The sequence below is a fragment of the Streptosporangium sp. NPDC000563 genome, assembly GCF_040299985.1.
GTDB lineage: Bacteria > Actinomycetota > Actinomycetes > Streptosporangiales > Streptosporangiaceae > Streptosporangium.
In genome coordinates, this window is record NZ_JBEPDA010000003.1 from 187,064 (window position 1) to 209,298 (window position 22,235).

Annotated in this window: 15 protein-coding genes; 10 read left to right on the forward strand and 5 right to left on the reverse strand. The window is 69.9% G+C overall.

Annotated features, from left to right (window positions below):
- The first annotated feature begins 455 nt into the window (after nt 1-455).
- The 5 genes from ABT352_RS11595 (at nt 456) to ABT352_RS11615 (ending at nt 4,058) form a co-directional block, all read left to right on the forward strand.
- The gene (locus ABT352_RS11595; protein ID WP_350944496.1) at nt 456-1,262 is read left to right on the forward strand and encodes a metal ABC transporter substrate-binding protein; all 807 of its coding nucleotides are present in this window, start codon (nt 456-458) and stop codon (nt 1,260-1,262) included.
- Between the two features lie 36 nt (nt 1,263-1,298).
- Nucleotides 1,299-2,051 carry a metal ABC transporter ATP-binding protein gene (locus ABT352_RS11600; RefSeq protein ID WP_350944839.1) on the forward strand — a complete coding sequence of 251 codons (753 nt, stop codon included), beginning with the start codon at nt 1,299-1,301 and terminating at the stop codon, nt 2,049-2,051.
- Complete coding sequence (locus tag ABT352_RS11605) at nt 2,048-2,893, forward strand: metal ABC transporter permease (RefSeq protein ID WP_350944498.1); 846 nt, start codon at nt 2,048-2,050, stop codon at nt 2,891-2,893. The genes ABT352_RS11600 and ABT352_RS11605 overlap by 4 nt, the downstream gene beginning before the upstream one ends.
- On the forward strand, nt 2,877-3,284 hold the full coding sequence (locus ABT352_RS11610) for a Fur family transcriptional regulator (RefSeq protein ID WP_350944500.1): 408 nt from the start codon (nt 2,877-2,879) through the stop codon (nt 3,282-3,284). The genes ABT352_RS11605 and ABT352_RS11610 overlap by 17 nt, the downstream gene beginning before the upstream one ends.
- A gap of 225 nt (nt 3,285-3,509) precedes the next feature.
- Nucleotides 3,510-4,058 carry a CGNR zinc finger domain-containing protein gene (locus ABT352_RS11615; RefSeq protein WP_350944502.1) on the forward strand — a complete coding sequence of 183 codons (549 nt, stop codon included), beginning with the start codon at nt 3,510-3,512 and terminating at the stop codon, nt 4,056-4,058.
- Nucleotides 4,059-4,138: 80 nt separating this feature from the next.
- Here the strand turns inward: ABT352_RS11615 and ABT352_RS11620 are convergent, their stop codons facing one another.
- Both ABT352_RS11620 and recO read right to left on the reverse strand, forming a co-directional pair.
- Nucleotides 4,139-4,948 carry an isoprenyl transferase gene (locus ABT352_RS11620; RefSeq protein WP_350944504.1) on the reverse strand — a complete coding sequence of 270 codons (810 nt, stop codon included), beginning with the start codon at nt 4,946-4,948 and terminating at the stop codon, nt 4,139-4,141.
- Entirely contained in the window at nt 4,945-5,682 is a 738-nt protein-coding gene (recO, locus tag ABT352_RS11625) for a DNA repair protein RecO (protein WP_350944506.1), read from the reverse strand. The genes ABT352_RS11620 and recO overlap by 4 nt, the downstream gene beginning before the upstream one ends.
- A 169-nt stretch (nt 5,683-5,851) precedes the next feature.
- Here recO and ABT352_RS11630 point away from each other — a divergent pair, with 169 nt between their 5' ends.
- From ABT352_RS11630 to rocD, 5 genes are all read left to right on the forward strand, one after another.
- Entirely contained in the window at nt 5,852-7,426 is a 1,575-nt protein-coding gene (locus ABT352_RS11630; protein ID WP_350944508.1) for a CDP-alcohol phosphatidyltransferase family protein, read from the forward strand.
- Nucleotides 7,423-8,133 carry a DUF5941 domain-containing protein gene (locus ABT352_RS11635; RefSeq protein WP_350944509.1) on the forward strand — a complete coding sequence of 237 codons (711 nt, stop codon included), beginning with the start codon at nt 7,423-7,425 and terminating at the stop codon, nt 8,131-8,133. Before ABT352_RS11630 ends, ABT352_RS11635 begins: the two co-directional genes overlap by 4 nt.
- Nucleotides 8,134-8,325: 192 nt before the next feature.
- A complete protein-coding gene (locus tag ABT352_RS11640; protein WP_350944510.1) occupies nt 8,326-8,823 on the forward strand; it encodes an Lrp/AsnC family transcriptional regulator in 498 nt (165 codons plus the stop codon).
- Nucleotides 8,824-8,959: 136 nt separating this feature from the next.
- Nucleotides 8,960-9,766 (forward strand): dimethylargininase, encoded by an 807-nt coding sequence (ddaH, locus tag ABT352_RS11645; protein ID WP_350944511.1) that lies wholly within the window; start codon nt 8,960-8,962, stop codon nt 9,764-9,766.
- A 59-nt stretch (nt 9,767-9,825) separates the two neighbouring features.
- Nucleotides 9,826-11,037 carry an ornithine--oxo-acid transaminase gene (rocD, locus tag ABT352_RS11650; protein ID WP_350944512.1) on the forward strand — a complete coding sequence of 404 codons (1,212 nt, stop codon included), beginning with the start codon at nt 9,826-9,828 and terminating at the stop codon, nt 11,035-11,037.
- A 123-nt stretch (nt 11,038-11,160) separates the two neighbouring features.
- Here rocD and ABT352_RS11655 read toward each other — a convergent pair whose 3' ends face one another.
- The 3 genes from ABT352_RS11655 to ABT352_RS11665 all read right to left on the reverse strand — a co-directional run bounded on the left by ABT352_RS11655 (nt 11,161) and on the right by ABT352_RS11665 (nt 22,187).
- Nucleotides 11,161-11,592 (reverse strand): hypothetical protein, encoded by a 432-nt coding sequence (locus ABT352_RS11655; protein ID WP_350944513.1) that lies wholly within the window; start codon nt 11,590-11,592, stop codon nt 11,161-11,163.
- Nucleotides 11,585-17,869 carry an RHS repeat domain-containing protein gene (locus ABT352_RS11660; protein ID WP_350944514.1) on the reverse strand — a complete coding sequence of 2,095 codons (6,285 nt, stop codon included), beginning with the start codon at nt 17,867-17,869 and terminating at the stop codon, nt 11,585-11,587. Before ABT352_RS11660 ends, ABT352_RS11655 begins: the two co-directional genes overlap by 8 nt.
- A 115-nt stretch (nt 17,870-17,984) precedes the next feature.
- Nucleotides 17,985-22,187, reverse strand: coding sequence for a LamG-like jellyroll fold domain-containing protein (locus ABT352_RS11665; protein WP_350944515.1), 4,203 nt, complete (start codon nt 22,185-22,187; stop codon nt 17,985-17,987).
- Nucleotides 22,188-22,235: the final 48 nt, after the last annotated feature.

A 22,235-nucleotide genomic window follows, 5' to 3' on the forward strand; every position in this document is an offset into this window, starting at 1 on the left:
ACGCGTACAGGACGGCCTGGCCGGCACCTCGCCGAGGCCGTCACCCGTTCCCCGCCCCCTCTCCCCGGTTACCGCCGCGACGTACGGCATCGTTATCCGGTGCCGGACACGCGGGGGCATCCGAAACGAGCCGGGCAACGCCGGGCAGCGGAGTCCTTCCCTGCCGGAGGTGGCCCTCTCGGCCGTCGCGCGGCGACTCCCCCGGGACATGTGCCGACTCCTTCCGCGAACTCCTTCGCGCTCGATTTTGACAATCGTTTTCATTTGCGCGCATACTAGATGGCATGATGTCCGAGTCCTCCCGACGTATCCGCATACGTAATGTCAGCCTGGCTGCCTCCGCCGTCCTCCTCGCCGCCACCGCCGCCTGCGGCACGGAAGCCGGTCCGGCCAGCGGCTCACCCGGGGGGGCCTCAAGTGATTCCGCGGACGGGAAACCCACCGTCACCGCGGCCATGTATCCCTTGCAGTGGCTCGCCGAGCGGGTGGGCGGCCCCGACGCGGCCGTCACGGGCCTGACCAAACCCGGCGTCGAGCCGCACGACCTGGAGCTGTCCCCGGTGCAGGTGGGCGGGCTGGAGAAGACGGGACTCGTCGTCTACATCAAGGGGATCCAGCCCGCGGTGGACGAGGCCGTCGAGCAGCACGCCGCCGACCGGGCCTTCGACGCGGCCACCGCGATCACCCCCCTTCCCGCGGTCGCGGAGGAGGAACACCACGACGAGGAGGGACACGAGCACGGGGATGTCGGCCACGACCCCCATCTCTGGCTCGACCCGGCCCGCTTCGCGACGGTCGCCACCAAGCTCGGCGAGAGGCTGGCCGCCGCCGACCCCGCGCACGCGCAGGGCTACCGGGACCGCGCCGCCGCCACCGCCGGCGAACTCACCGCCCTGGACCAGGAGCTGGCCAAGGGCCTGGCGACCTGTTCCTCGGACGCGATCGTCACCGCCCACGCCGCGTTCAGCTATCTCGCCGATCGCTACAAGCTGCACCAGATCGGCATCAGCGGCCTCGATCCCGATGCCGAGCCCTCTCCCGCCCGCCTCGCCGAAGTGGCAAAAGTGGCCAAGCAGGAGAAAGTAACTACGATTTTCACCGAAACCCTCGTCAGCCCGAAGGTCGCGGAGATCCTCGCCCAGGAGGTCGGTGCGAAGACCGCGGTCCTCGACCCCGTGGAAAGCCAGCCGGCGAACGGCGACTACCTGTCCGCCATGCGCCAGAACCTCTCCACACTCCAGGAAGCACTCAGCTGCTCGTAAAGGTCACACGTGACATCCACTAAAACGGTCTTCACCATGAACGGCGGCCAGGTCAACCTGGACCGCCGTCCGGTGCTTCGCGGCATCGACCTGTCCGTCGAGCCAGGTGAGGCGGTGGCGGTGCTCGGTGCGAACGGATCGGGGAAGTCCACCCTCATCCGCGCCCTGCTCGGCCTCGTCCCCCTGTCCGGCGGCGAGACCTTCCTCTACGACAAAACCCCCGCCCGGTTCCGCGACTGGTGGCGGATCGGCTACGTGCCCCAGCGGCTCTCGGTGGGCGGGGGCGTGCCGACCACGATCCGCGAGGTCGTCGCCTCCGGCAGGATCGCGAGGCAGCGACGCCTGCGTCCGACCGGCGCGGCCGACCGCGAGGCGACCGGCAGGGCCCTGGCGGCCGTCGGAATGGCCCACCGCGCCTCCGACCCGGTGCAGGCGCTGTCCGGCGGGCAGCAGCAGCGGGTGCTGATCGCCCGTGCCCTCGCCGGGGAGCCGGACACCTTCGTCATGGACGAGCCCACCGCGGGCGTCGACGCCGAGAGCCAGCGGCTCCTCGCGGAGACCCTGTCCACGCTCGTCGACCAGGGCAAGACGGTCCTGCTGGTCGCGCACGAGCTGGGCCCGCTGGAACCCCTGATCACCCGCGCGGTGGTCCTCAGGGACGGGTACGTGTGCCACGACGGCCCGCCGCCCCGGGCGGTCGGCACGCACGCGCTGCCCGGCCACGACCATGTGCATCCGCACGGCGAGGAGGAGCCCGTGAGCCCGCTCGACTGGAGGCCGATCCCGTGATCGAGCTTCTGCGGTTCGACTTCATGCAGCGGGCACTGATCGCCGCCCTCCTGGTCGGCCTGGCCGCCCCCGCCATCGGCACGTTCATGGTGCAGCGCCGCCTCGCCCTGCTGGGTGACGGCATCGGGCACGTCGCGCTGACCGGGGTGGCGCTGGGCTTCCTGACCGGAACCGCCCCGGTGCTGACGGCCGTGGTGGTCTCGATCCTGGGCGCCGTGGCGATCGAGCTGGTTCGCGCGCGCGGCAGGACCAGCGGGGACGTGGCGCTCGCGCTGCTGTTCTACGGCGGTATCGCCGGAGGCGTGCTGCTCATCTCACTGGCTCCCGGTGGCAGCAACGCCACGCTGATGTCCTACCTGTTCGGCTCGATCAGCAGCGTCACCGTCGAGGACGTGTGGGTGATCGGCCTGCTGGCGGTGGCGGTGCTCGGTGTGGTGACCGTCTTCGGGCGGGAGCTCTACGTGCTGTGCCAGGACGAGGAGGTCGCCAAGGCCGGTGGCCTGCCGGTCCGCTTCCTCAGCCTGCTGATCGCGGTGACCGCCGCGCTCACCGTGGTCATCGCCATGCGCGTCGTAGGATTGCTTCTGGTGAGCGCGTTGATGGTGGTGCCGGTGGCGACCAGTCAGCAGCTCACCCGGGGGTTCGTGAGCACGATGCTTCTTTCCATGCTGTTCGGAATGATCTCCACGGTCGGTGGTCTGACCTCCTCCTTCTACGTCGAGGTCCCACCGGGCGCGATCATCGTCGTCGTCGCTCTCGCGGGGTTCGTCCTCGCCCTCGGGCTCGGTAGATTCGTACGTCGAAGCCGATCTCAGGAGTTCAGTCATGAGCAACAGGCGTGATGCCGTCCACGCGATCCTCCGGCAGAGCGAGGGTTTCCGCAGCGCGCAGGACGTCTACGCGGAGATGCGCGCGGAAGGCGCCAAGATCGGACTGACCACCGTCTACCGGGCGCTCCAGGCGCTCTCCGACACCGGCCACGTCGACGTGCTGAGAACCGACGACGGCGAGTCGGTGTACCGGGCGTGCGCCAGCGGCGACCACCACCACCACCTGGTCTGCCGCAGGTGCGGCCGTACGGTGGAGGTGGCCGGGCCCGCGGTGGAGCGGTGGGCCGAGGCCATCGGCTCCGAGCACGGTTTCACCGAGATCACCCACACGGTGGAGGTCTTCGGCACCTGCGCCTCCTGCTCCACCGCCGCCAAACCGCTGCGCACGCCGAGCCGCGCCTGAGCGGACGGCCCGGGAGGCCGCGCGTGCGAGGAAAGCGATTCTTAACCCATCGGACATATCATGCAATAGCAGGACATAATTGCATAGAATGCCTTATAACACAGGGCACGCCGCCGCGACGGGCGTGCGCGAGAGGGCACCGGAGGTTCACCGGAGAGATACGCTTCCGACACGGCGAGCCGCCGTACGCGCCCTCACGCTGCAATCGCTTATACGGGAGTCAACATGCCATTCGGACATGACATGGTGCACTCACTCGCCACCGCGGTCGACCTGGTCAACACCTCCCCCTCCACCGGAGGCGAAGACACCCTGACCGACCTGCGGAAACTCAGCGACTTCGTGGCACGCTGGGAGGTCAGCGGGATCGGCGAGCTGAACGCCGCCGACCTGGCCCAGGTGCGCGCGCTGCGCGAGTCCTTCCACAAGGTCTTCACCGCCCCCGACCAGCCCACCGCGGTCATCCGGCTGAACACCCTGCTGAGCGGGACCCGCATCACCCCGCGCCTGACCGAGCACGACGGCCACCCCCTGCACGTCCACTACTTCGCGCCGGACGCCTCGCTCCACGACCACCTCGCGGCCGACATCGGGGTCGCGCTCGCCCACCTGCTCGTCGAGGACGAGTGGGAGCGCCTGCGCACCTGCTCGGCCCCCGACTGCGACCACGTCTTCGTGGACGAGTCACGCAACCGCTCGCGGGTCTACTGCGACAGCCGCACCTGTGGAAACCGGATGCACGTCGCCGCCTACCGCGCACGACGCCGAGCCTGACGACCGGGGTGCCGGCCCCGCGAGGTCCGAGGCCCGGCCAGGTGACACCCTGAGCCGGGCCGCGCGGGCCGGTACCCGCCTCATCCCGCGGCGCCGCCCGAGGCGTCCCGTGCGGGCGCGACCACGTTCGGCACCGCTCCCCCGTATCTCCTGTCGCGCTTGGCGTACGTCTCGCATGCCTCCCACAGATCGCGGCGGTCGAAGTCGGGCCAGAGGCGGTTGAGGAAGACCATCTCGGCGTACGCCGTCTGCCAGATCAGGAAGTTGGAGATGCGCTGCTCCCCCGAGGACCGCACGAACAGATCGACGTCGGGAATCTGCGGCTCGTCCAGATAGCGGGCGAAGGTCTCCTCCTTCACCCGGCCCGGCTTGACCCGTCCGTCGGCGATGTCCTGCGCGAGACGCAGGGCGGCGTCCACGATCTCGGCCCGGCCTCCGTAGTTGACGCAGAACTGCAGGGTCAGCGTGGAGTTGTCCTTGGTCATCTCCTCGGCGTCGCGCAACTCCTGGATGACGCTCCTCCACAGCCGTCCCGGACGACCGGCCCAGCGGACCCGCACGCCCATCGCGTGAAGCTGGTCCCTGCGGCGGCGGATGACGTCGCGGTTGAAACCCATCAGGAAGCGGACCTCGTCGGGGGAGCGCTTCCAGTTCTCCGTGGAGAAGGCGTAGGCCGACAGGTAGGGGACGCCGAGCTCGATCGCGCCCTCGATCACGTCGAAGAGCGACGCCTCACCCGCCTTGTGGCCCTCGGTGCGGGGCAGGCCGCGCTGCTTGGCCCACCGTCCGTTGCCGTCCATCACGATCGCCACGTGCCGGGGCACGAGGTCGCGCGGGATCGGGGGCGGGGTGGCACCGGAGGGATGCGGGACGGGTGGGCGGACGTTCACGTGGCGTGCTCCCTTTCTACGTGTCGAAGAGAGCGTATGCCGTGTTCGAGGTGCCACTGGAGATACGCGGCGACCAGGCCGCTGCACTCGGCGCGGTGCCGGGCGACGGAGGCGTCCGCGGTGGACCAGTCGCCCTTGAGCAGCGCCACCATCAGGGCGAGCGTCTCTCCCTCGGGCACCGCCGCTCCCGCGGGGCGGCAGGCGCCGCACACGACGCCACCGGCCACGATGGCGAAGGCCCGTACCGAGACGGCCTTGCAGCGGGCGCATGCCTCCAGGGCGGGGGCGTAACCGGCCACCGCGAGGGAGCGCAGGAAGTAGGCGTCCAGGACGAGCCTGGCCTCGTGATCACCTGAGCCGAGCGTGCGCAGACCGCCGACGAGCAGCAGGAACTGGCGCAGCGCCGGCTCTTTCTCCCCCATGACCAGGCGGTCGGCGGTCTCCAGCATCGCGGTGCCCGCCGTGTAGCGCGGGTAGTCGGAGACGAGCGACTCGCCGTACGGCCTGATGGTCTCGGCCTGGGTGATCATGTCGAGCGTACGGCCGGTGTGGAGCTGGAGATCGACGTGGGTGAACGGCTCCAGCCGTCCGCCAAATCGTGATGTTGTCCGCCGGACCCCCTTGGCGACGCCCCGGATCTTGCCCATCCGGCGGGTCAGCACGGTGACGATACGGTCGGCCTCTCCCAGCTTGTGGGTGCGCAGCACGATGCCGTCGTCACGGTACAGACTCACCCGCACAGTGTAGTGGGACGGTCCACTTGGCAGAGGTGGAACCATGATCAAACGACACGGATAGATCACTGGTGCGTGTTGTTCACCTAAAACTCACTAAACTTTGGCCCCTGGCGAAATGCCGCCCCCGGTTACACCGCCTCACACCGTCTCCGCACGAAAGGGTGCCATGCCCCGCGTGGTCCTGCTGGGCTCATCGCCCGGCCCCGATGCCGCTCCCGGCCAGGTGACGCCCGCCGCGTTGCCCCTGCCCGCGCTTCCCGGCTGCCCCACGGTGATCGGCAAGCTGCACGGCCAGCTCGCCTCACTCGACTCCGAGCCGGTGACCATCGTCCGCTCGGGCGACGCCGCCGCCCACCGGGGCTTCCCCGGCAGCCTTGTCGAGACCTCCGACCTCGCCGGTGACCTGCGCGCCGTGGCCGACGCGGTCGAGTACGCCACCGAGAACCTGCTTCTCCTTCCGGCCAACTCGCTGATCCACGACGAGCTGATCTACCAGATCACCAAGTCGAAGCGCGGAGCCCTCGCGCTGATCGTCAAGGAGCCGCGCGAGGAGGACGAGAACGGCGACGTCGTCGTCCCGGACGTCCCGATCGAGGAGGCGCTGCCGGAGATCGGCGAGCGGACGCTGGAGGGTCTGCCCGTCAGGGTGCGCGCCCGCAGGTCCCGGGTCATCTCGGTGGGCTCGGCCTTCCATGGGGTGACCAGGCCCAACTCGGTCCTGCTCGGCCCGCTGCACCTGCACCACAAGCACGCGCCCGTCCTCGCGGAGGCCGCCCGCGAGCTGGCCGACATGGCCCACCTGCTGGGGCCCGAGGACGACCTGGTCCAGCTGCTGGTGCTGGGGCTGGTGCGCAAGGGCGTCTCCGTCGGCATCCGCGGCCGCCGGGACCTGTTCTTCCGCCGGGTGTCCACTCCCGAGCAGGCCGCGGAGGCGCTGGCCGAGATGTCCACGTTCAACGAGGACAGGGCGCGGCTGGACAACGCGGTGAAGGGCGCCGACGGCTTCTTCACCACGTACTTCGTCAGCACCTACTCCCGGTTCATCGCCCGATGGGCGGCGAGGCGGGGTCTCACCCCCAACCAGGTCACGTTGATCTCCATCGCGCTGGGCGTGGCGGCGGCGCTGTGCTTCGCCACCGGTGAGCGGGCCGGGATGGTCGCGGGCGGCGTGCTGATCTACTTCGCGTTCGTGTTCGACTGCGTGGACGGCCAGGTCGCACGATACGCCCGTAAGTTCGGCGTGCTCGGGGCGTGGCTGGACGCCACGTTCGACCGGTTCAAGGAATACGTGGTCTTCGCGGGCCTGGCGGTCGGCGCGGCGGTCTCCGGGGTGGGCGACGTCTGGACGCTCGCGCTGATCGCGCTCGGCGTGCAGTCCATCAGGCACCTCCTCGACTTCTCCTACGGCGCGGCGAACCGGCGCAAGCCCCCGTCGCCGCTGCCGTCGGTCCCGCTCACGGTGAGCGCCGACACCGGGCTGCGCCAGGCGCTGGAGGAGCGCAAGAACGCGGTGACCGGCGGGATCCGCAGCCTGCTGAAGATGTGGGGCAGGGCCGGCAGATACCGCGCCGTGCACTGGGCCCGCAAGATGATCGTGTTCCCCATCGGCGAGCGTTTCGCCGCCATCGCGATCGTCAGCGCCCTGTTCGACGCCAGGATCACCTTCCTCACTCTGATCATCTGGGGCGGCATCGGTGCCGCCTACTCGCTCACCGGACGCCTGATGAGGTCTCTCGCATGATCACCCAGCCGCAGACCACCCCCGTTCCGGATCCGTACGAGGAGCGGTTGCGCGTGCAGACCGCGCGGCTGCTCGCCTACCGCGACGACGGCCCGCTGGTGACGCTGCTCCGCGACAAGGTGGGGCCGGGGCTGCCCCCGGTTCCCGCCACGCTCGCCGCGCTGCTGGCGATCATCGCGATGGCCGTGACCGGGCTACTGGTGGAGGGGCCGATCCTGCTCGTCCCGGCACTGGTCATGATCGTCCTGGTGCTGCCCACCGCGGCCCGCGACCACCTCGGCAAGCTCGACTGGCTCGCGCCGCCGCTGATCCGGGGGACCGAGTTCCTCACGATCATCCTCGTCGGCCTCGCGGTCGACGCGCCCAAGTGGCTGCTCTACGTGCTGATCTACGTGATCGGCTACCACACCTACGACACGGTGTACCGGACGCGGCAGAGCATCTGGCCCGCCCCCTGGGTGTTCAGGGCGGGGCTCGGCTGGGAGCTCCGGCTGCTGATCATCAGCGTCGGCGCCGTGCTGGGCGTGATGACGTGGGTGCTGGCCGCGCTCACGCTCTATCTCGGCGTGTTGTTCGCGGTGGAGAGCGTGACGAGCTGGGTCGGCCTGGACAAGCAGACGGCGAACGCCGCGCAGGCGAGCGACGACCTGGAGACCTCCCCCGAGGAGGCCCAGGAGCAGGCCACCGGCGAGGCCGACCAGACCTGAGCGGCTCCGGCCCGGCCTGACCTGACCGGGCTCGATCAAGATCGATCGGTGCTGATCAGGGCTGGTCAGGGCTTCACGAACGGCGAACGCCGCCGGACGGATCATCCGTCCGGCGGCGTTCGTGTCTTCCGGGCGCGGGCCGCCGGCGCCCGTCGCGAACCCGCGCCCGTCCGAAGCGGTATACAGGTCTTCGTGGAACTGGACAGGCTGGATCGCGACATCATCGGGGCGCTCGTCGAGGACGCCCGCGCCACGTACGCGGAGATCGGACAGCGGGTCGGCCTGTCGGCGTCGGCGGTGAAACGCCGGGTGGACCGGCTGCGCGAGACCGGCGCCATCACCGGGTTCACCGCCCGGGTGGAGCCCGCGGCGCTCGGCTGGACCACCGAGGCCTACGTGGAGTTGTTCTGCGCGGGCAAGACCTCGCCGTCGGAGATCGGGGTGGCCATCGGCCGCCATCCGGAGGTGGTCTCGGCGTGCACCATCACCGGTGAGGCCGACGCGCTGCTGCACATCAGGGCCACCGACGTGCGGCACGTGGAGAGGGTGATCGAGCGGATCGCCTCCGAGTCGTTCGTGGTGCGGACCAAGAGCTCCATCGTGCTCTCCCGGCTGATCGAGGCACCCCTGGTGACCTCGCGCAGCGAGCCCTTCATCGCCCCGCACAACGAATCGACGTTTCTGACCTGAAGCACGCGGGAAACCCGCGCCGACGCGCAAAAGCAGGCTCTTGGCCTGCGAGAACGCGCTTCCTAGGCTGATGACGCCGCCATCGGGACCGTGATGGGCGGCTGTCACCACGACCTTTCACACGCGGGGGTTATCCATGACCAGGCACTACCTCATGTGTCGGCCCGACCACTTCGCGGTCGAGTACGCGATCAACCCGTGGATGCACCCCGAGGCCGGGGCCGACCGCGAGGTGGCGATCCGCCAGTGGGAGGCGCTCAAGAGCGTCTACGAGGAGCTCGGGCACCGCGTCAGCCTCATCGACCCGGTGGAGGGCCTGCCGGACATGGTCTTCGCCGCCAACGGCGCGCTGGTCGTGGACGGCCGCGTGTACGGTGCGCGGTTCACCCACCCGCAGCGCGCGGCCGAGGGACCCGCGTACCTGCGCTGGTTCGTCGACAACGGCTACCGGCGGGTCCGTGAGGCGGCCTTCACCAACGAGGGCGAGGGGGACTTCCTCACGCTCGACCACCTGGTGCTGGCCGGGACCGGGTTCCGTACCGACATCACCGCGCACAAGGAGGCCCAGGAGTTCCTCGGCCGCCCGGTGGTGACGCTGCAGCTGGTGGACCCCCGCTTCTACCACCTGGACACCGCGCTCTTCCCGCTTAACGGACATAACGTGGCATACTTCCCGGAGGCTTTCTCTCCTGGAAGCCAGGAGGTGCTCCGCACCCTCTTCCCCGAGGCCGTCATCGCGAACGAGGACGACGCGGCCGTGCTGGGCCTCAACGCCGTCAGCGACGGCGTCAACGTGGTGATCAACGCCGAGGCCTCCGACCTGCAGCTCGAACTCAAGCGCCGGGGTTTCGAGGTCATCGCGGTGGACCTGTCGGAGCTTCGCAAGGCGGGCGGCGGCCCCAAGTGCTGCACGCTGGAGATCCGGGGACAGGGCGGGGCATGACAACCACAGACCAGACGTACCGGGCGGACCGGGCATATCGGGGAGGGGCGGATCATCGGATGACCGGCACCGACGAGTTCATCGAGCTGAGCGAGCGCCGCAGCGCGCACAACTACCACCCCCTGCCCATCGTGATCCACGAGGCGCGGGGCGCCTGGGTCGTCGACGTGGAGGGCAGGCGGTTCCTCGACTGCCTGTCCGGCTACTCCTCCCTGAACTTCGGGCACGGCAACCCGAAGATCATCGCAGCGGCGCAGGAGCAGCTGTCGCGGCTCACCCTGACCAGCCGCGCCTTCTTCCACGACCAGTTCGCCTCCTTCGCCGCCGGGCTGGGCGACCTCACCGGCAAGGACATGGTCCTGCCGATGAACACCGGCGCCGAGGCCGTGGAGACCGCGATCAAGGTGGCCCGCAAGTGGGGCTACGAGGTCAAGGGCGTGGCCGCCGATCAGGCCAACATCATCGTGATGGAGGACAACTTCCACGGCCGGACCACCACGATCGTCGGTTTCTCCACCGACCCCGACGCCCGGGGCGGCTTCGGTCCCTACCCTCCCGGCTTCAGGATCGTGAAGTACGGCTCCGTCGAGGCGATCCGCGAGGCCGTCGACGCCAACACGGTCGCGGTGCTGCTCGAGCCCATCCAGGGCGAGGCCGGGGTGCTGGTACCGCCGGACGGCTACCTCACCCAGGTCCGCGAACTGTGCACCGCGGAGAACATCCTGATGATCGCCGACGAGATCCAGTCGGGTCTCGGCCGCACCGGCGAGACCTTCGCCTGCGACCACGAGGGCGTCGTCCCCGACATCTACGTGCTGGGCAAGGCCCTGGGCGGCGGCGTCGTCCCGGTCTCGGCGATCACCGCGAACGAGGACGTGCTCGGTGTGATCAGGCCGGGGCAGCACGGCTCCACCTTCGGTGGCAACCCGCTCGCCTGCGCGGTCGCGAACGCGGTCATCGAGATGCTCGGCACCGGCGAGTACCAGGCGCGGGCCAGGGAGCTCGGCGAGGTCATGCACGAGAGGCTGCGCGGGCTGATCGGCCACGGCGTGGTCACCGTGCGCGGGCGCGGCCTGTGGGCGGGGGTCGACATCGACCCGTCGCTGGCGAGCGGGCGTGAGGTCTCCAAGGCGCTCATGGCCCATGGCGTGCTGGCCAAGGACACCCACGGCTCGACCGTCCGCCTCGCCCCGCCGATCGTCGTCTCCGAGGAGGACCTCCTCTGGGCGGTCGACCAGCTCGGCGCGGCCCTCGCCGAACTGGCGAAGTGAACCACCCCGGCCGAGCCCGGGCATGACGGAGCCGGTGCGGCTCCCCCGTCCTGGACGGGGGAGCCGCACCGGCTCCTCACGTTTCCGTCTCCCGGTCCCCGAGCGGGCACCGGGAGACGACTCCTACGTCGTCCAGCCGTCGCGGGTGGTCAGGCCCAGCCGTCTGCGCCGTTCCTCCTCCGCCACCAGCCAGGCCGGCCTCGCCTTGGCCGGAGGCCGGTAGAGCCGCTTGACGGCGATCCCGCCGAAGACGAAGGACCCGAGAAAGCCGAGCCCGACGAGCGCGTCGAGGATCTCCTGCCCGGACACCCAGGTGTAGGCCAGCAGCACCGCCCAGAGGGAGAACATGATCGCCCCCGGGACCTGGGCGAAGGGCAGGTTGCGCCACTCCTTCGGCTTGGCCTCGTCGAAGTAGCGCTCGGCCCACACGCTCTGCGCGTCCGCTCCACGGAACCGGCGATGGTTGACGAACCCGAGGACCGCCATGAGGGCGGTGGCGAGCACCGCCCACACCGGCGCGTGCGGGTACCCCGTCAGCACGGCTGTCTCATCCAAAGAGCTTGTTCCATCCCTTCTTGATCCCGGAACCGATGGACTTGGCGGTGTTCACCACCGGATCTCGCGCCTTGTCGTAGGCGGCGATGGCGGTGTCACCGACGACTCCGCCGACCATACCTCCGATGTAGGCGCCGGCCGCACCGCAGACCGCCGCGAGGACCACTCCGGGGCTGCACGCCGCGGCCCCGATGGTGGCACCCGCGTAGGCGCCGCCGGCCACCGCGGCGCCGCGGATACCGGCTCGCAGGGCTTTCTCGCCCTTGTTGATGTCCTTTCCCTTGTCGGAGTTCCACTGGGTCAGCGCGCCGTCGGCGAAGGTGGTCACCAGTCCGAACCGGCCCAGGAACTTCCCTGCCTTGGCCAGGCGTCCGCCCCACTTGATGCCGCGCGCCTCGACCCTGACCGACTTGGCGTCGTACCACTTGCGCAGCCCGTTCCAGAACCAGCTGGACTTCCAGTTTCCCTGCGGGTAGCTCGCCGCCTTGAGGGCGTAGATGCCGCCCATCACCCGCCCCTTCTCGGCGACGTTGGTTCCCCAGGTGTTGAGCATGTCGGACGGGCCGCCGAAGCCGTAGGCGAGCCAGCCGAGCGCGGTGAACTTGCGGGGATCGACGCTGCTGAGGGTGTTGGTCTTGACGGTCTTGCCGTAGGAGGTGCTCACGCCGCCGCTCGGCGCCGGGCGGTGCGGCGCACCGCCACCACCACCGCCACCGTTGCCGCCGCCGCCCTTGTGGCCGCCACCGCCGCCGCCGTTGAGCAGCGCCGCCAGCGCCCGGATGATCGCCAGCAGGGCGGCGATCCAGCTTCCCCAGAACTTGCCGTCCGGGTCGGTGAAGGTGACCGGGTTGTTGTTCGCGTAGGCGTACCCGTTCATCTGCTGGGGGTCCTGCGGGTCGATGATCGGGTCGACGCTGATGAAGCGGCCGGTCGCCGGGTCGTACTCGCGGGCGCCCAGATGGGTCAGGCCGGTGGAGGAGTCGACGGTGCCGCCGACGAACCCCTTCTCCGAGGGCCATGCCCCTGGCGGTGCCCCCCGAAGCTGGCCGAAGGGCTTGAAGCGGCGCTGGGAGACCGCCTGGGTGGCGGCGTTGACCGCGAGCTCACCGGTGCCGTTGTGGTCGTTGGCGACGAAGGTCACCCCCGCCGTGGTCCTGACCGCGACCGCGACCGTGTCGTGGACGTAGTACCTGGTCGCGGCGACCTTCGCGGTCGCGGTGTCCAGCCGGAGCTCCATGCCCGGCAGGTACAGGGTCGTGGCGGTCGGCTCCCTGCGGATCAGCCGGTTGCCGTCGGCGTCGTAGAGATAGGAGGTGACCTTGGCCCCGTCGGTGACCTTGCTCAGCCGTCCCTCGACGTCCCAGTCCAGCTTCTGGTCGACGGCGCCGATCTTACGGCTGGTCGTGTTGCCGGTGGCGTCGTAGCCGTAGCTCTCCACGCGAGCACCCGCGGCCCCGGTCTGGGTCACCGAGGCCAGCGCGTGCGGCTGTGGGGAACCCGCGGCCGGGTAGCCGTAGACACGCTGGGTGTCGGCGGCCCCGCCGACGCCGTGCTCGACCTCCTTCGTCCTGTTGCCCGTCGCGTCATAGCCGAACGACTGCCAGTACGGTGCCACCCCTCCGACGAGGTTCGCCGCGGGCGTGGTGGCGCAGCTCTGGGTGCCCTGCGTCCACGCCTCGGTCATCCTGCGCAGGTGGTCGTAGGAGAAGCACTGGGTGTCCGTGCCGGACCGGGAGACGTCGGAGACCGCGGTGACGTTGCCCGCCGCGTCGTAGGTGTAGGTGGCGTGGCGGTCCACACCGGCGACGTCCTCACGGTCGACCCGCGCCGACTTCAGCCGCTGTGTGCCGTACTCGTAGGAGTTGGTGAGCCAGACCTTCTTGCCTCCGGTGGAGAGCTCGTACTGCTCGGGTTTTCCGGTGAGGCTGTGGATCGACCTGGTCACGTAGGAGGTGAGACCGGAGGTGGCCGTGGGCCGCCGCAGCTCGTCGTAGGAGTAGACGACGGTCTCGGCCGCCAGGCCCCCCGAGGCGGGGAAGGTGGCGGACTGCACCGTGCCGTCCAGCTTGTAGCGGGTGTCGAACTGGTAGCTGCCCCCCAGTTCCTTCTCGGTCTCCGGGACGGTGATCGTGGTCCGGATCGCCCGGTCCAGGTTGTCGTAGGCGTTGACGGTCGTCGTGTACGCCTGGCCGCCCGCGTTCCTGGTGGAGCTGGAGAGCTGCCCCTTGCGGACCGTGTCGTAGGTCCACGCCGTCAGGACGTTGCCGGTCGCGGACCCCTCGCGGACCTCGGTCTTGCGGCCGAGCGCGTCATAGGTGGTGAACAGCTTGGCGCCCCTGGCGTCCTCGGTGGAGGTCACCCGGTCCAGGTCGTCGTAGGCGGACCTGGTCGTGCCCTTGTCCGGGTCGTCCACCCGGATCTCCCTGCCGCGCAGGTCGTAGTGATGGGTCCAGGTGTTGCCCGCCGCGTCCTCGACCGTGGCGAGCTTGCCCAGCGGGGTGTAGGTGTAGCGGGTCCGGTCGAAGTCACCGGTCGGAGAGTCCCCCCGGTACTGGCGCAGCTCGACGATGTGGTCGCGCGCGTCGGTGAAGGTGGTGACCGGCGTGTCCCCGGTCGGCGGGTCGACCGTGACCCGGCCTCCGGCGTACGAGGTGATCGTGCGCCACTTCTCCTGGGTCTCGCCGTTGCCGACGAGGAACCGCTCGACGGTCACCCGATTGCGGCCGTCGAACTCGAAGACCTTCTGCGACTCGACATTGCCGTCGAAGGCCCCGAAAAGGGTGGTCGAGGGCGCCCCGGTCGAGTAGTACTGCCCGTACTCGCGCGCGACGTTGCCCCGGGAGTCGTAGAGCTTGTCGGAGATCAGCCGCCCGCCGTCCGGCCCCGGGTCCTGGGTCTGACGCAGCCGCAACCTGCCGTCGTACAGCTCGTAGGTGGGCTCGGTCTGGCCGCCCTCGGCGGTCAGCCGTTTCGTGCCGATCGCGATGATCTGACCGTCGGTCACCCGGTAGCTGAACTCCAGGTTCGGTGTCTGCTTGGCCGCCTTGGAGCGGTCTGCCATCCACACCTTGAGCAGACGGCCCAGCGCGTCGTACTCCAGGTCGGTCCGCTTGCCTCCGGCGTCCACCTTGACCGTCTCGAAGCCGAAGGCCGGGTCGAGTTCCTCGCTCGTGACGTGGGCCGTACCGGGGTCGCCGGGGACGACCGGTGGCCCGGTGGTCTTCACCAGCGTGGCCAGGCCCGCGGTGTCGGTGTAGGCGACGGTGGTGACGTTGCCCGCGGCGTCCTTGGTGGTGAGCTCACGGCCGTAGGAGTCGTAGGTGGAGATCTCGGTGGGGACGTACGTCGCGGCGGTGCCGTTGTGGCTCGCTATCTTCTCGACCCTGGTGACCTCTCCCCTGTCCGGCGCCGCGCCGAAGGCTTTGCCGTCGTAGAAGGAGCGCCCGTCCTCGATCACGTGTTTGGACCGGTCGGGCGTGACCGAGCAGGCCACCGAGAGGCTCTCCACCCGCGAGGGGAACTTCAGCATCCAGGCGGTCTTGTCCTGCGCGTACGTGGTCCTGACGCACCGGTCGTCGGCCGCCGTGGCCAGGTCGCCCTTGTCGTCGACCTGGGTGGCGAGACCCGTGGCCGGGTCGTAGGAGGTCACGATCTCGGTCTCCCGCCACTTCCCTCCGTCCATCGCGGTCCAGGTGTGGCTCTTGGCGACGTCCGTCAGGTTCGCGGTGACCTTCCCCCAGCTCCTGGTACGGCTGGCGGTCTGCTCGCGCCACGGGGTGTTGACCGTCTTGACGGCCACCGCGCCGCCGACCCCCTCGTACTCCGTCCGCTTCAGCTCGAAACCCTGCAGCGCCTCGTGGTCGACGTGCGTTCCGCCCTCGCCGTCGGCGACGGAGACCTTCTTGGTGCCGCCGTCGGCGTCGAGCCGGTCACCGTCCATGCCCCGCAGGAACAGGCGCTCGCTCTGGGAGCGCAGGTCGTTCCAGCCTCCCGTCTTGATCCGCACCCGGCCGTAACCGCGCCACTGCGACCAGGTCTTGTACTTCTCCTTGGTCATGCCGTCGTCGTCGTCGTAGTGCCAGGCGGCGCCGTCGAGGTATTCGTAGGTGGTGAGCATGTCCGGCGCCTTGCCGGTCCTGTCGCTCTGCACGACCTGGGTGACCACGTACTTGTGGAACCAGTCCCGGATCGGGTCGGCGTAGCCGGCCGGTGTCCACTTGACCGGGAAGCAGCGCCGGGTGTTGGTCTCCGGCGTCGGCAGCGAGGACAGCGTGCAGTCGGCGTCGGAGTAGTTGACGTCGATCTGGCCACCGGACTCGTCGTAGATCGCCCCGACCCTGTACTTGACGAACGGCGCGATGTCGTCGCCCAGTTTGTCGACCCGGTTCGGCAACTGGACGTGGTTGAACGTCACCGGGGGCAGCGTGACGGCCGGGGACGCCGCATGACCGGTGTGCTGGATCGACTTGACCAGCAGGGCCCGGTCGATGTCGGCGTCGCCCCAGAGGTGGTCCAGCTTCCAGGAGTCGACGTCCCGGTAGGCTCCGTCCGCCTTCAGCACCTGGGTGGTGACCTTGGTCAGCCGCTTGCGTGACCAGAAGGTGGGCGCCAGTGTGCCCTTGGTGCCCTTGCACTCGGTGCCGGCGGCGCAGTTCAGGTCCCAGGGCACGTCCGGCCACCTGGTCGGATGGTCACCGATCTTGTCCTCCGCGCAGTCGGCGGCGGTCGCCGACAGGCAGCGCTCCGAGAGGCCGAAGACCACCCTGGCCGACGGCTTCGCCGAGAACAGGGTGGCGGCGCGCTGGCCGTAGTCGATCCGGTCCAGCCAGCCGCCCCGCACGTAGGGGGTGTCGTCGGCGGGCTTGAGGTTGCGGCCGTAGCGGTTGCCCTCCTGCGTGTAGAAGTAGGAGATGGCGTTGCCCCGTGGGTCCACGACGTAGTCGAGGTTCCACCGGTAGGCCTGCTGGCACCAGGAGGTGGCGAACGTGGAACCGTGACAGGGCTCGTCGGCGTCGTCGCCGAAGACCGGGTGGGTCCACGTCGACTTCGTCTCCTCCTTGCCGGTGCTCCAGCCGGGCAGGCGGTTCATGCCGAAGAAGTACTGCACGCCCTCGGTGGTGGTCAGCTTCCAGTACTCGCCGTCGTTGTCGCCGTTGGCCTTCCCGGTGTCCTTGACCCGCTCGATGCGCGTGCCGTCGTCGTTCTTCATCCGCCAGGTGCCGTCCGCGGCCTGGACCAGCTCGCCGCCCTTGCCGTTCCAGCTGAGCGTGGCGTTGTCGTAGGCCCAGCACTGGTCGCCCGGCGGGGTGCCCCACTGGTCCTTGGGAGCCCCGTCGTCGGCACACGGCTTGTAGCCGCGCTGGATGTAGCCGGGCCAGTAGTCGAATCCCTCTCCAACCCAGGACGGCTGGTTGTTGGTGTTGGACGTGCGGCCGTCCATCGCGCCCGAGGAGTAGCCGATCTCCACCTTGGGCGCGAGCTCACCGGGGACGGGCGGCACCCGCATCGGGTACGACCAGGCGAAGTCGCCCGACTGCTCGGAGACCGCCCAGGTCGACGAGGCCGACAGCGCCGTCGCCTTGTAGTCGCCCTTCTCACTGGACTCCCCCGCCACCGCGGCGAGCACCGTCGCCTGCGGTGCGGCCGTCACCTCGGCCGACAGCGTTCTCGCCTCGGTGTCGTTGCGCGAGGGGATCTCGGTGCCGGTACGGCACTGCGGCGCGTCAGGGGTGGTCAGCGCGCAGGCCGGCAGCCGGACCAGGCGCAGCCGGCTGCCGTAGGACCCGCCGAAACCTCCGGCGAACCCGGAGTAGTCCAGCTCGACACCGACCTGGCCGGTCCCGGGACCGCCCACGGTCAGCACGACCCCGTCCACGCCGGCCCGCCGGGCCGCCGCCCGTTCCAGGACCTGGACCTTCACCTCCTCCACGGGGGGCGCCGCCCCCCTGGCCCGCGACTGGGGAGCTCGTACCCGGACCGGCAGCTTCCCGGCGCGGACCGCCTCCCCGCTCGCCGGCACCTTCGCCTCGGTCACTCCCGGCTCCGGCCAGCCCGCCGGGGCCGGGTCTGGCTCGGCGGCCGCGGGGTCGGGCTTGCGCGGCCTCACCGTCTCCGCCCTGCCGGGCACCACGCGCTCGGCGCTCTCGACCTCGGGACGCTCTCCGTCCGGCCCGGCCCCGGCGTGCGCCGGTGGCGCCACCAGCAGGCCCGCGGCGGTGACCAGTGCCGTGAACACGGCCAGCCAACGCCGGGTACCCGATTCGTATAACCCCTTCATGAAAATCCTCCGCACAGGCGCAGGCCACCGGCCGCCGTACGCGGCGGCCGGGGCACCTCGGGAAATGGGGATGGGAAGGGGATCGCGGGCCGTGGCCCGCGATCCGCTCCTCAGGTCAGGGGCCGGTCTCGGTGTCGAGCTCGTTGCCCGCGGCCAGCATCTGGATCTGCTCCTGTGTGGCGACTCCCTGGAAGGCCCACACGTCGTCGATCACGCCGGGCCAGTACTCGCCCCAGGCGCCGTCGCCCTTGGTCCGGCCGAGCTGCAACCCCTTCGTGGCGTTGAAGCCCAGCACGTTGAACCGCCACGACACCTGCTCCTCGGTCTGTTCCAGCTCCCCGTTCACGTAGAGCCGCATCTCGTCCTGGAGCGCGTCGTAGGCGATCGCCACGTGGTCCCACTCGAAGCCCGACTGGAAGGCGGAGTGCTCCGAGGTGGGGCGGGTGGCTCCGGTGGCGTCGGAGTCCGGCATCTCGATCTGGTAGCCGCCCGCGTTGACCGGATCCGCCGGGTCCGGCCGGTAGCGGAGGGTGAAGGCGCTGTTGACCGCGCCCTCCTGGCTGAAGACCGTCGCCGGCCGGCCGGGACGGCCCGCGCTGGTCACCCAGCCGGCGACGGTGAAGCTGTCGTCCGTGCGCACCACGGGACCGGCGCTGGCCGCGTAGTCGCCGTCACCGTCCAGGACCAGCGCGCCGGGCGGGGTGCCGACCCAGCCCGCGCCCTGGTCGATGCGGGCGTTGCCGTACAGGGTGACGTGCCGGCCGGCGGTGCCGTCGTCGGCCGCGATGGTCAGCGGGGATCCCGACGCCAGCGTGGCGATCTCGGAGTCGGTGACGACCTGGTCGAAGATCCGCAGGTCGTCGATCTCGCCGGGGAAGAACGACCCGGCCGCGCCGTCGTAGGAACCCGCGCCCAGCTGCACGGGTCCGGTGGCGTTCCACGGCGTGGTGAACGCCGTGGTCGAGGCGAGCTTGCCGTTGACGTAGAGCCTGATCTGCTTGGCCGCCGCGTCGTAGGTCCCGGTCAGATGCGTCCACACCCCGCCCTGCGGCACCGAGGTGGACTGCGCCCGGATGATCGTGGCGGAGGCGTTGTTCGCGCTGAAACGGTTGAAGATCCACCGGTCGTAGGAGGAGGAGTAGTACAGCTCGAACGCCGGTTTCACCGACGCGGTCTGGGTGGCGATGATCCCCGCGTGGGTGGGTTTGGTGGCGGGGAGCCTCGCCCACGCCGACACCGAGAAGCTCTTGGTGGTGTCGAGCACGGCCCCGGTGGTCTTCAGGTACCCGTTCGTGCCGTTGAGGGTGACGGCCTTGCCGGACTTCCCGGTCGTCCCGAAGGTGACGGTGCCGACCTTGCTCGCCGGGTGGACGCCGCCCGCCTCCTCGGCGCGGGTCGCGCCCGCCGCCTCGTCCAGCTTCCAGTACGCCTTGCTCGCCCGGACCGCCGAGGCCGAGTCGTTCAGCTTCCAGCGGGCGTTCACCACCGGGTGCTGGCTGAAGAGGTTGCCGACCTCCTCCGCGGTGACGATCCGGTCGAAGATCCGCAGGTCGTCGATCTCACCGGGGAAGAACGCGTCCGGGACCGTGCTGTACAGGCTCGCGCCGAGTTGTACCGGTCCGGTGGCGTTCCACGGCGTGGTGAACGCCGTGGTCGAGGCGAGCTTGCCGTTGACGTAGAGCCTGATGTGCTTGGCGACCGAGTCGTACACGCCGACCAGGTGCGCCCACTCCCCGCCCTGCGGCGCGGTGGCCCCTATCGCCCGCACGATCGTGGCGCTCGTGCTGTCGGTGCTGAACCTGTTGAAGATCCACCGGTCGTAGGAGGAGGAGTAGTACAGCTCGAAGCCCGGTCGAGCCGTGCCCGCCTGGGTGGCGATCACTCCGGCGTGGGTGGGTTTGACCTCGGGAAGCCTCGCCCACGCCGACACCGAGAAACTCGTGGTGGTGTTCACCACCGGGGCCGTCGTCCTGGCGTACCCGGTGGAGCCGTTGAACTGCGCGGCGCTCTTCGAGACGCCGTCCACCCCCAGCGTGACGCCGCCGGTGACGGTGGCGGGGAAGGTTCCCCCGACATCCGTGACCTGCGGGGAGTCGATGGGCTCGTCCAGCGGCCACTCCGCCTTCGCCGGCGCCCCGGTCTTGACCCTGAAGGCGTGACGGCCGATCTCGCTGACGTTGCCGGCCGCGTCGAAGGCCTGGACCGTGACGTAGTTCAGTCCCGCGTGCTCGGGCGCGATGTCGATCGTCACCGGCCCGCCGTTGGTGGCGGGCTTGCGCTCGTTGGCCTGCGTGGGGTTGCCGTTGATCCCGAACCAGTACTTGACGACGTCGGTGGAGGTGGAGGTGGCGGTGAAGCGTCCGTAGCGGCCCACCCCGTCGTACCACGGGTCGAGCTCGTCCTCGGGATCCGATTTGGGATAGGCGGTCGAGGCCAGCGCGGGGGCGGCCGGCACGCTCTTGTCATAGGTGTAGTAGCAGCCGGTCGCGTCGCCCGCGTAGCTCCACGGACTGTACTGGTAGCCGTCCCAGGTGCGTACCGACCAGGCGATCGTCTTCTTCTCGGGGATCGTCGAGGGCATCTTGACCTGGAACGTCGATCCGGTGGTCTTGGGGCCGATCCTGCCGGAGGTCCACTTCGTCGCGCCGTCCCAGCTGGCCTGGAACTCGGCGTACACCTTCTTGGCGTCGCCGGAGTCGGAGTCGTGCAGCACCGCCGAGAGCGTCGGGGGCACCCGCACCGCCGGGGCCGGGGAGTAGACGCACTTGCCGCCCGGGTCCATCGTCAGGTTGGACATCTTCGGCTGGGGCGGCGGGGTGTTGTAGTTGACCCGGAGCCAGGCGTCGTCGGCGAACCGCTTCCACCCCTTCGGGTCGGTCTCGTACCCGGCCCTGAGTCCGAACGTGGTGGTCGACCACTTGCCCGCCGCGGCGTCCTTCACCGCCGCGGTCGCGTTGAACTCCACGTCGCCACCCGGGCAGTCGGAGGACCAGCCCTTCGCCACGTCCCGGGTGGCGAGGTGTTCGAGCCAGTTGTCCTTGGTGGAGTTCCAGGTCGAGCCCTCGACGAACCCCTTGGTCCGCCAGAGCTGGACGGTACGGCCGTCGCAGGAGTAGGACCAGGTCTCCTTGGCGACGAACTCCGCGGAGATGATGTGCTTGCCCGCGTACGCGCTGGTAGGCATCCGGTAGAAGATGCGCTTCACGTCCGAGGGCGCGCACCTGGCGTCACCCGAGCAGTAGCCCATGCCGGAGTCGGCCTTGCCGCTGAACTTGTAGTACGACGTGCTCGGGTAGGTACGCGAGACATATCCCCAGGCGGACGCCTTGACCGTCTTCCACACCGGGTCGATGTAGACGGGGAACCGGGTGTCGGGGGCGGTCAGCAGCGTGGTCTCGGGGGTGAGGGTGAGCGAACCGTCCTCGACGGCGGTCCCGACGTCGGCCACCTTCGAGGTCGGGGCGGGGCCCCTGGCGAGGTCCTCCTCCGGCTCGGCCGACGTGCGCCTCGCCGTCTCAGCGGGCGCCGACTCTGCGGGCGTCTCTGCGGGCGCCGTCTCAGCAGGCGCCGTCTCAGCGGGCGTGCTCCCGGCCTGCGTGCCGGAATCCCACATGATCGCCGACGGGGCCTCGAAGACCGCGCCCCCTCCCTCGGTGTCGACGGCACGCAGTCGCCCGTCCGGCTCGGCGCGCACCGCCAGCTCGGTTTCGCCCAGGTCGAAGCCGAGCCGGGCGAGGGCTCCGTTCTCCGCCGCCTCCCTGGTCTTCACGACGAGCGTGTGCGCGAACCCGTCGGTGTCGGCCCGAACGACCAGGTCGATGTCCTTGAGCACCGAGCGGTAGACGGCCGAGTCGCCCTGCAGTTCCGGCTCCGGCAGCTTTTCCGGCCACTTCAGCGACATCTCCCGGCCGGCGCGCGCCATCCGCACCATGGGCTCGTCCCCTCCCCCGGAGAGGGTCAGGTCGACGGTGGAGGCCTTGGGCCCGATGGACCCGTCGGGCCTGCGGATCAGGGTGACGTCCGGCGCCACCCAGGAACTGTCCTGCCGGACCCTGACAGGGCGAAGGTGCTCCACCGCGGTGAAGGAACCGTCGGGATTGGCGAAGACCTCCCTGCTCTCACCTCGCTTGGCGAGGATTTCCGTACTGCGGCCCGTCTCGCGGGCGATCCTGCCGGCCTGCTCATCCGTCGGAGCCACCGGCTCCGCCGAGGAGGCGACGGCTCTCGGAGCCCCTCCATGAACGTCGATCGCGACCGTTGACCCCGTAGCGATAACCCCGGCGGCCAGTACGGCCGCCAGGCCCCGTAACGTTGACATGCGCCTCACCAGAAAAAGAGATGACGGCAGCACAAAGCTGTGTCACCT

Coding starts and splice junctions, on each gene's coding strand:
- ABT352_RS11595 (WP_350944496.1), top strand. CDS start 456: ATGTATCCCTTGCAGTGGCTCGCCGAGCGGGTGGGCGGCCCCGACGCG.
- ABT352_RS11665 (WP_350944515.1), bottom strand. CDS start 22,187: ATGTCAACGTTACGGGGCCTGGCGGCCGTACTGGCCGCCGGGGTTATC.
- rocD (WP_350944512.1), top strand. CDS start 9,826: ATGACCGGCACCGACGAGTTCATCGAGCTGAGCGAGCGCCGCAGCGCG.
- ddaH (WP_350944511.1), top strand. CDS start 8,960: ATGACCAGGCACTACCTCATGTGTCGGCCCGACCACTTCGCGGTCGAG.
- ABT352_RS11610 (WP_350944500.1), top strand. CDS start 2,877: ATGAGCAACAGGCGTGATGCCGTCCACGCGATCCTCCGGCAGAGCGAG.
- ABT352_RS11660 (WP_350944514.1), bottom strand. CDS start 17,869: ATGAAGGGGTTATACGAATCGGGTACCCGGCGTTGGCTGGCCGTGTTC.
- ABT352_RS11600 (WP_350944839.1), top strand. CDS start 1,299: ATGAACGGCGGCCAGGTCAACCTGGACCGCCGTCCGGTGCTTCGCGGC.
- ABT352_RS11615 (WP_350944502.1), top strand. CDS start 3,510: ATGCCATTCGGACATGACATGGTGCACTCACTCGCCACCGCGGTCGAC.
- ABT352_RS11630 (WP_350944508.1), top strand. CDS start 5,852: ATGCCCCGCGTGGTCCTGCTGGGCTCATCGCCCGGCCCCGATGCCGCT.
- ABT352_RS11635 (WP_350944509.1), top strand. CDS start 7,423: ATGATCACCCAGCCGCAGACCACCCCCGTTCCGGATCCGTACGAGGAG.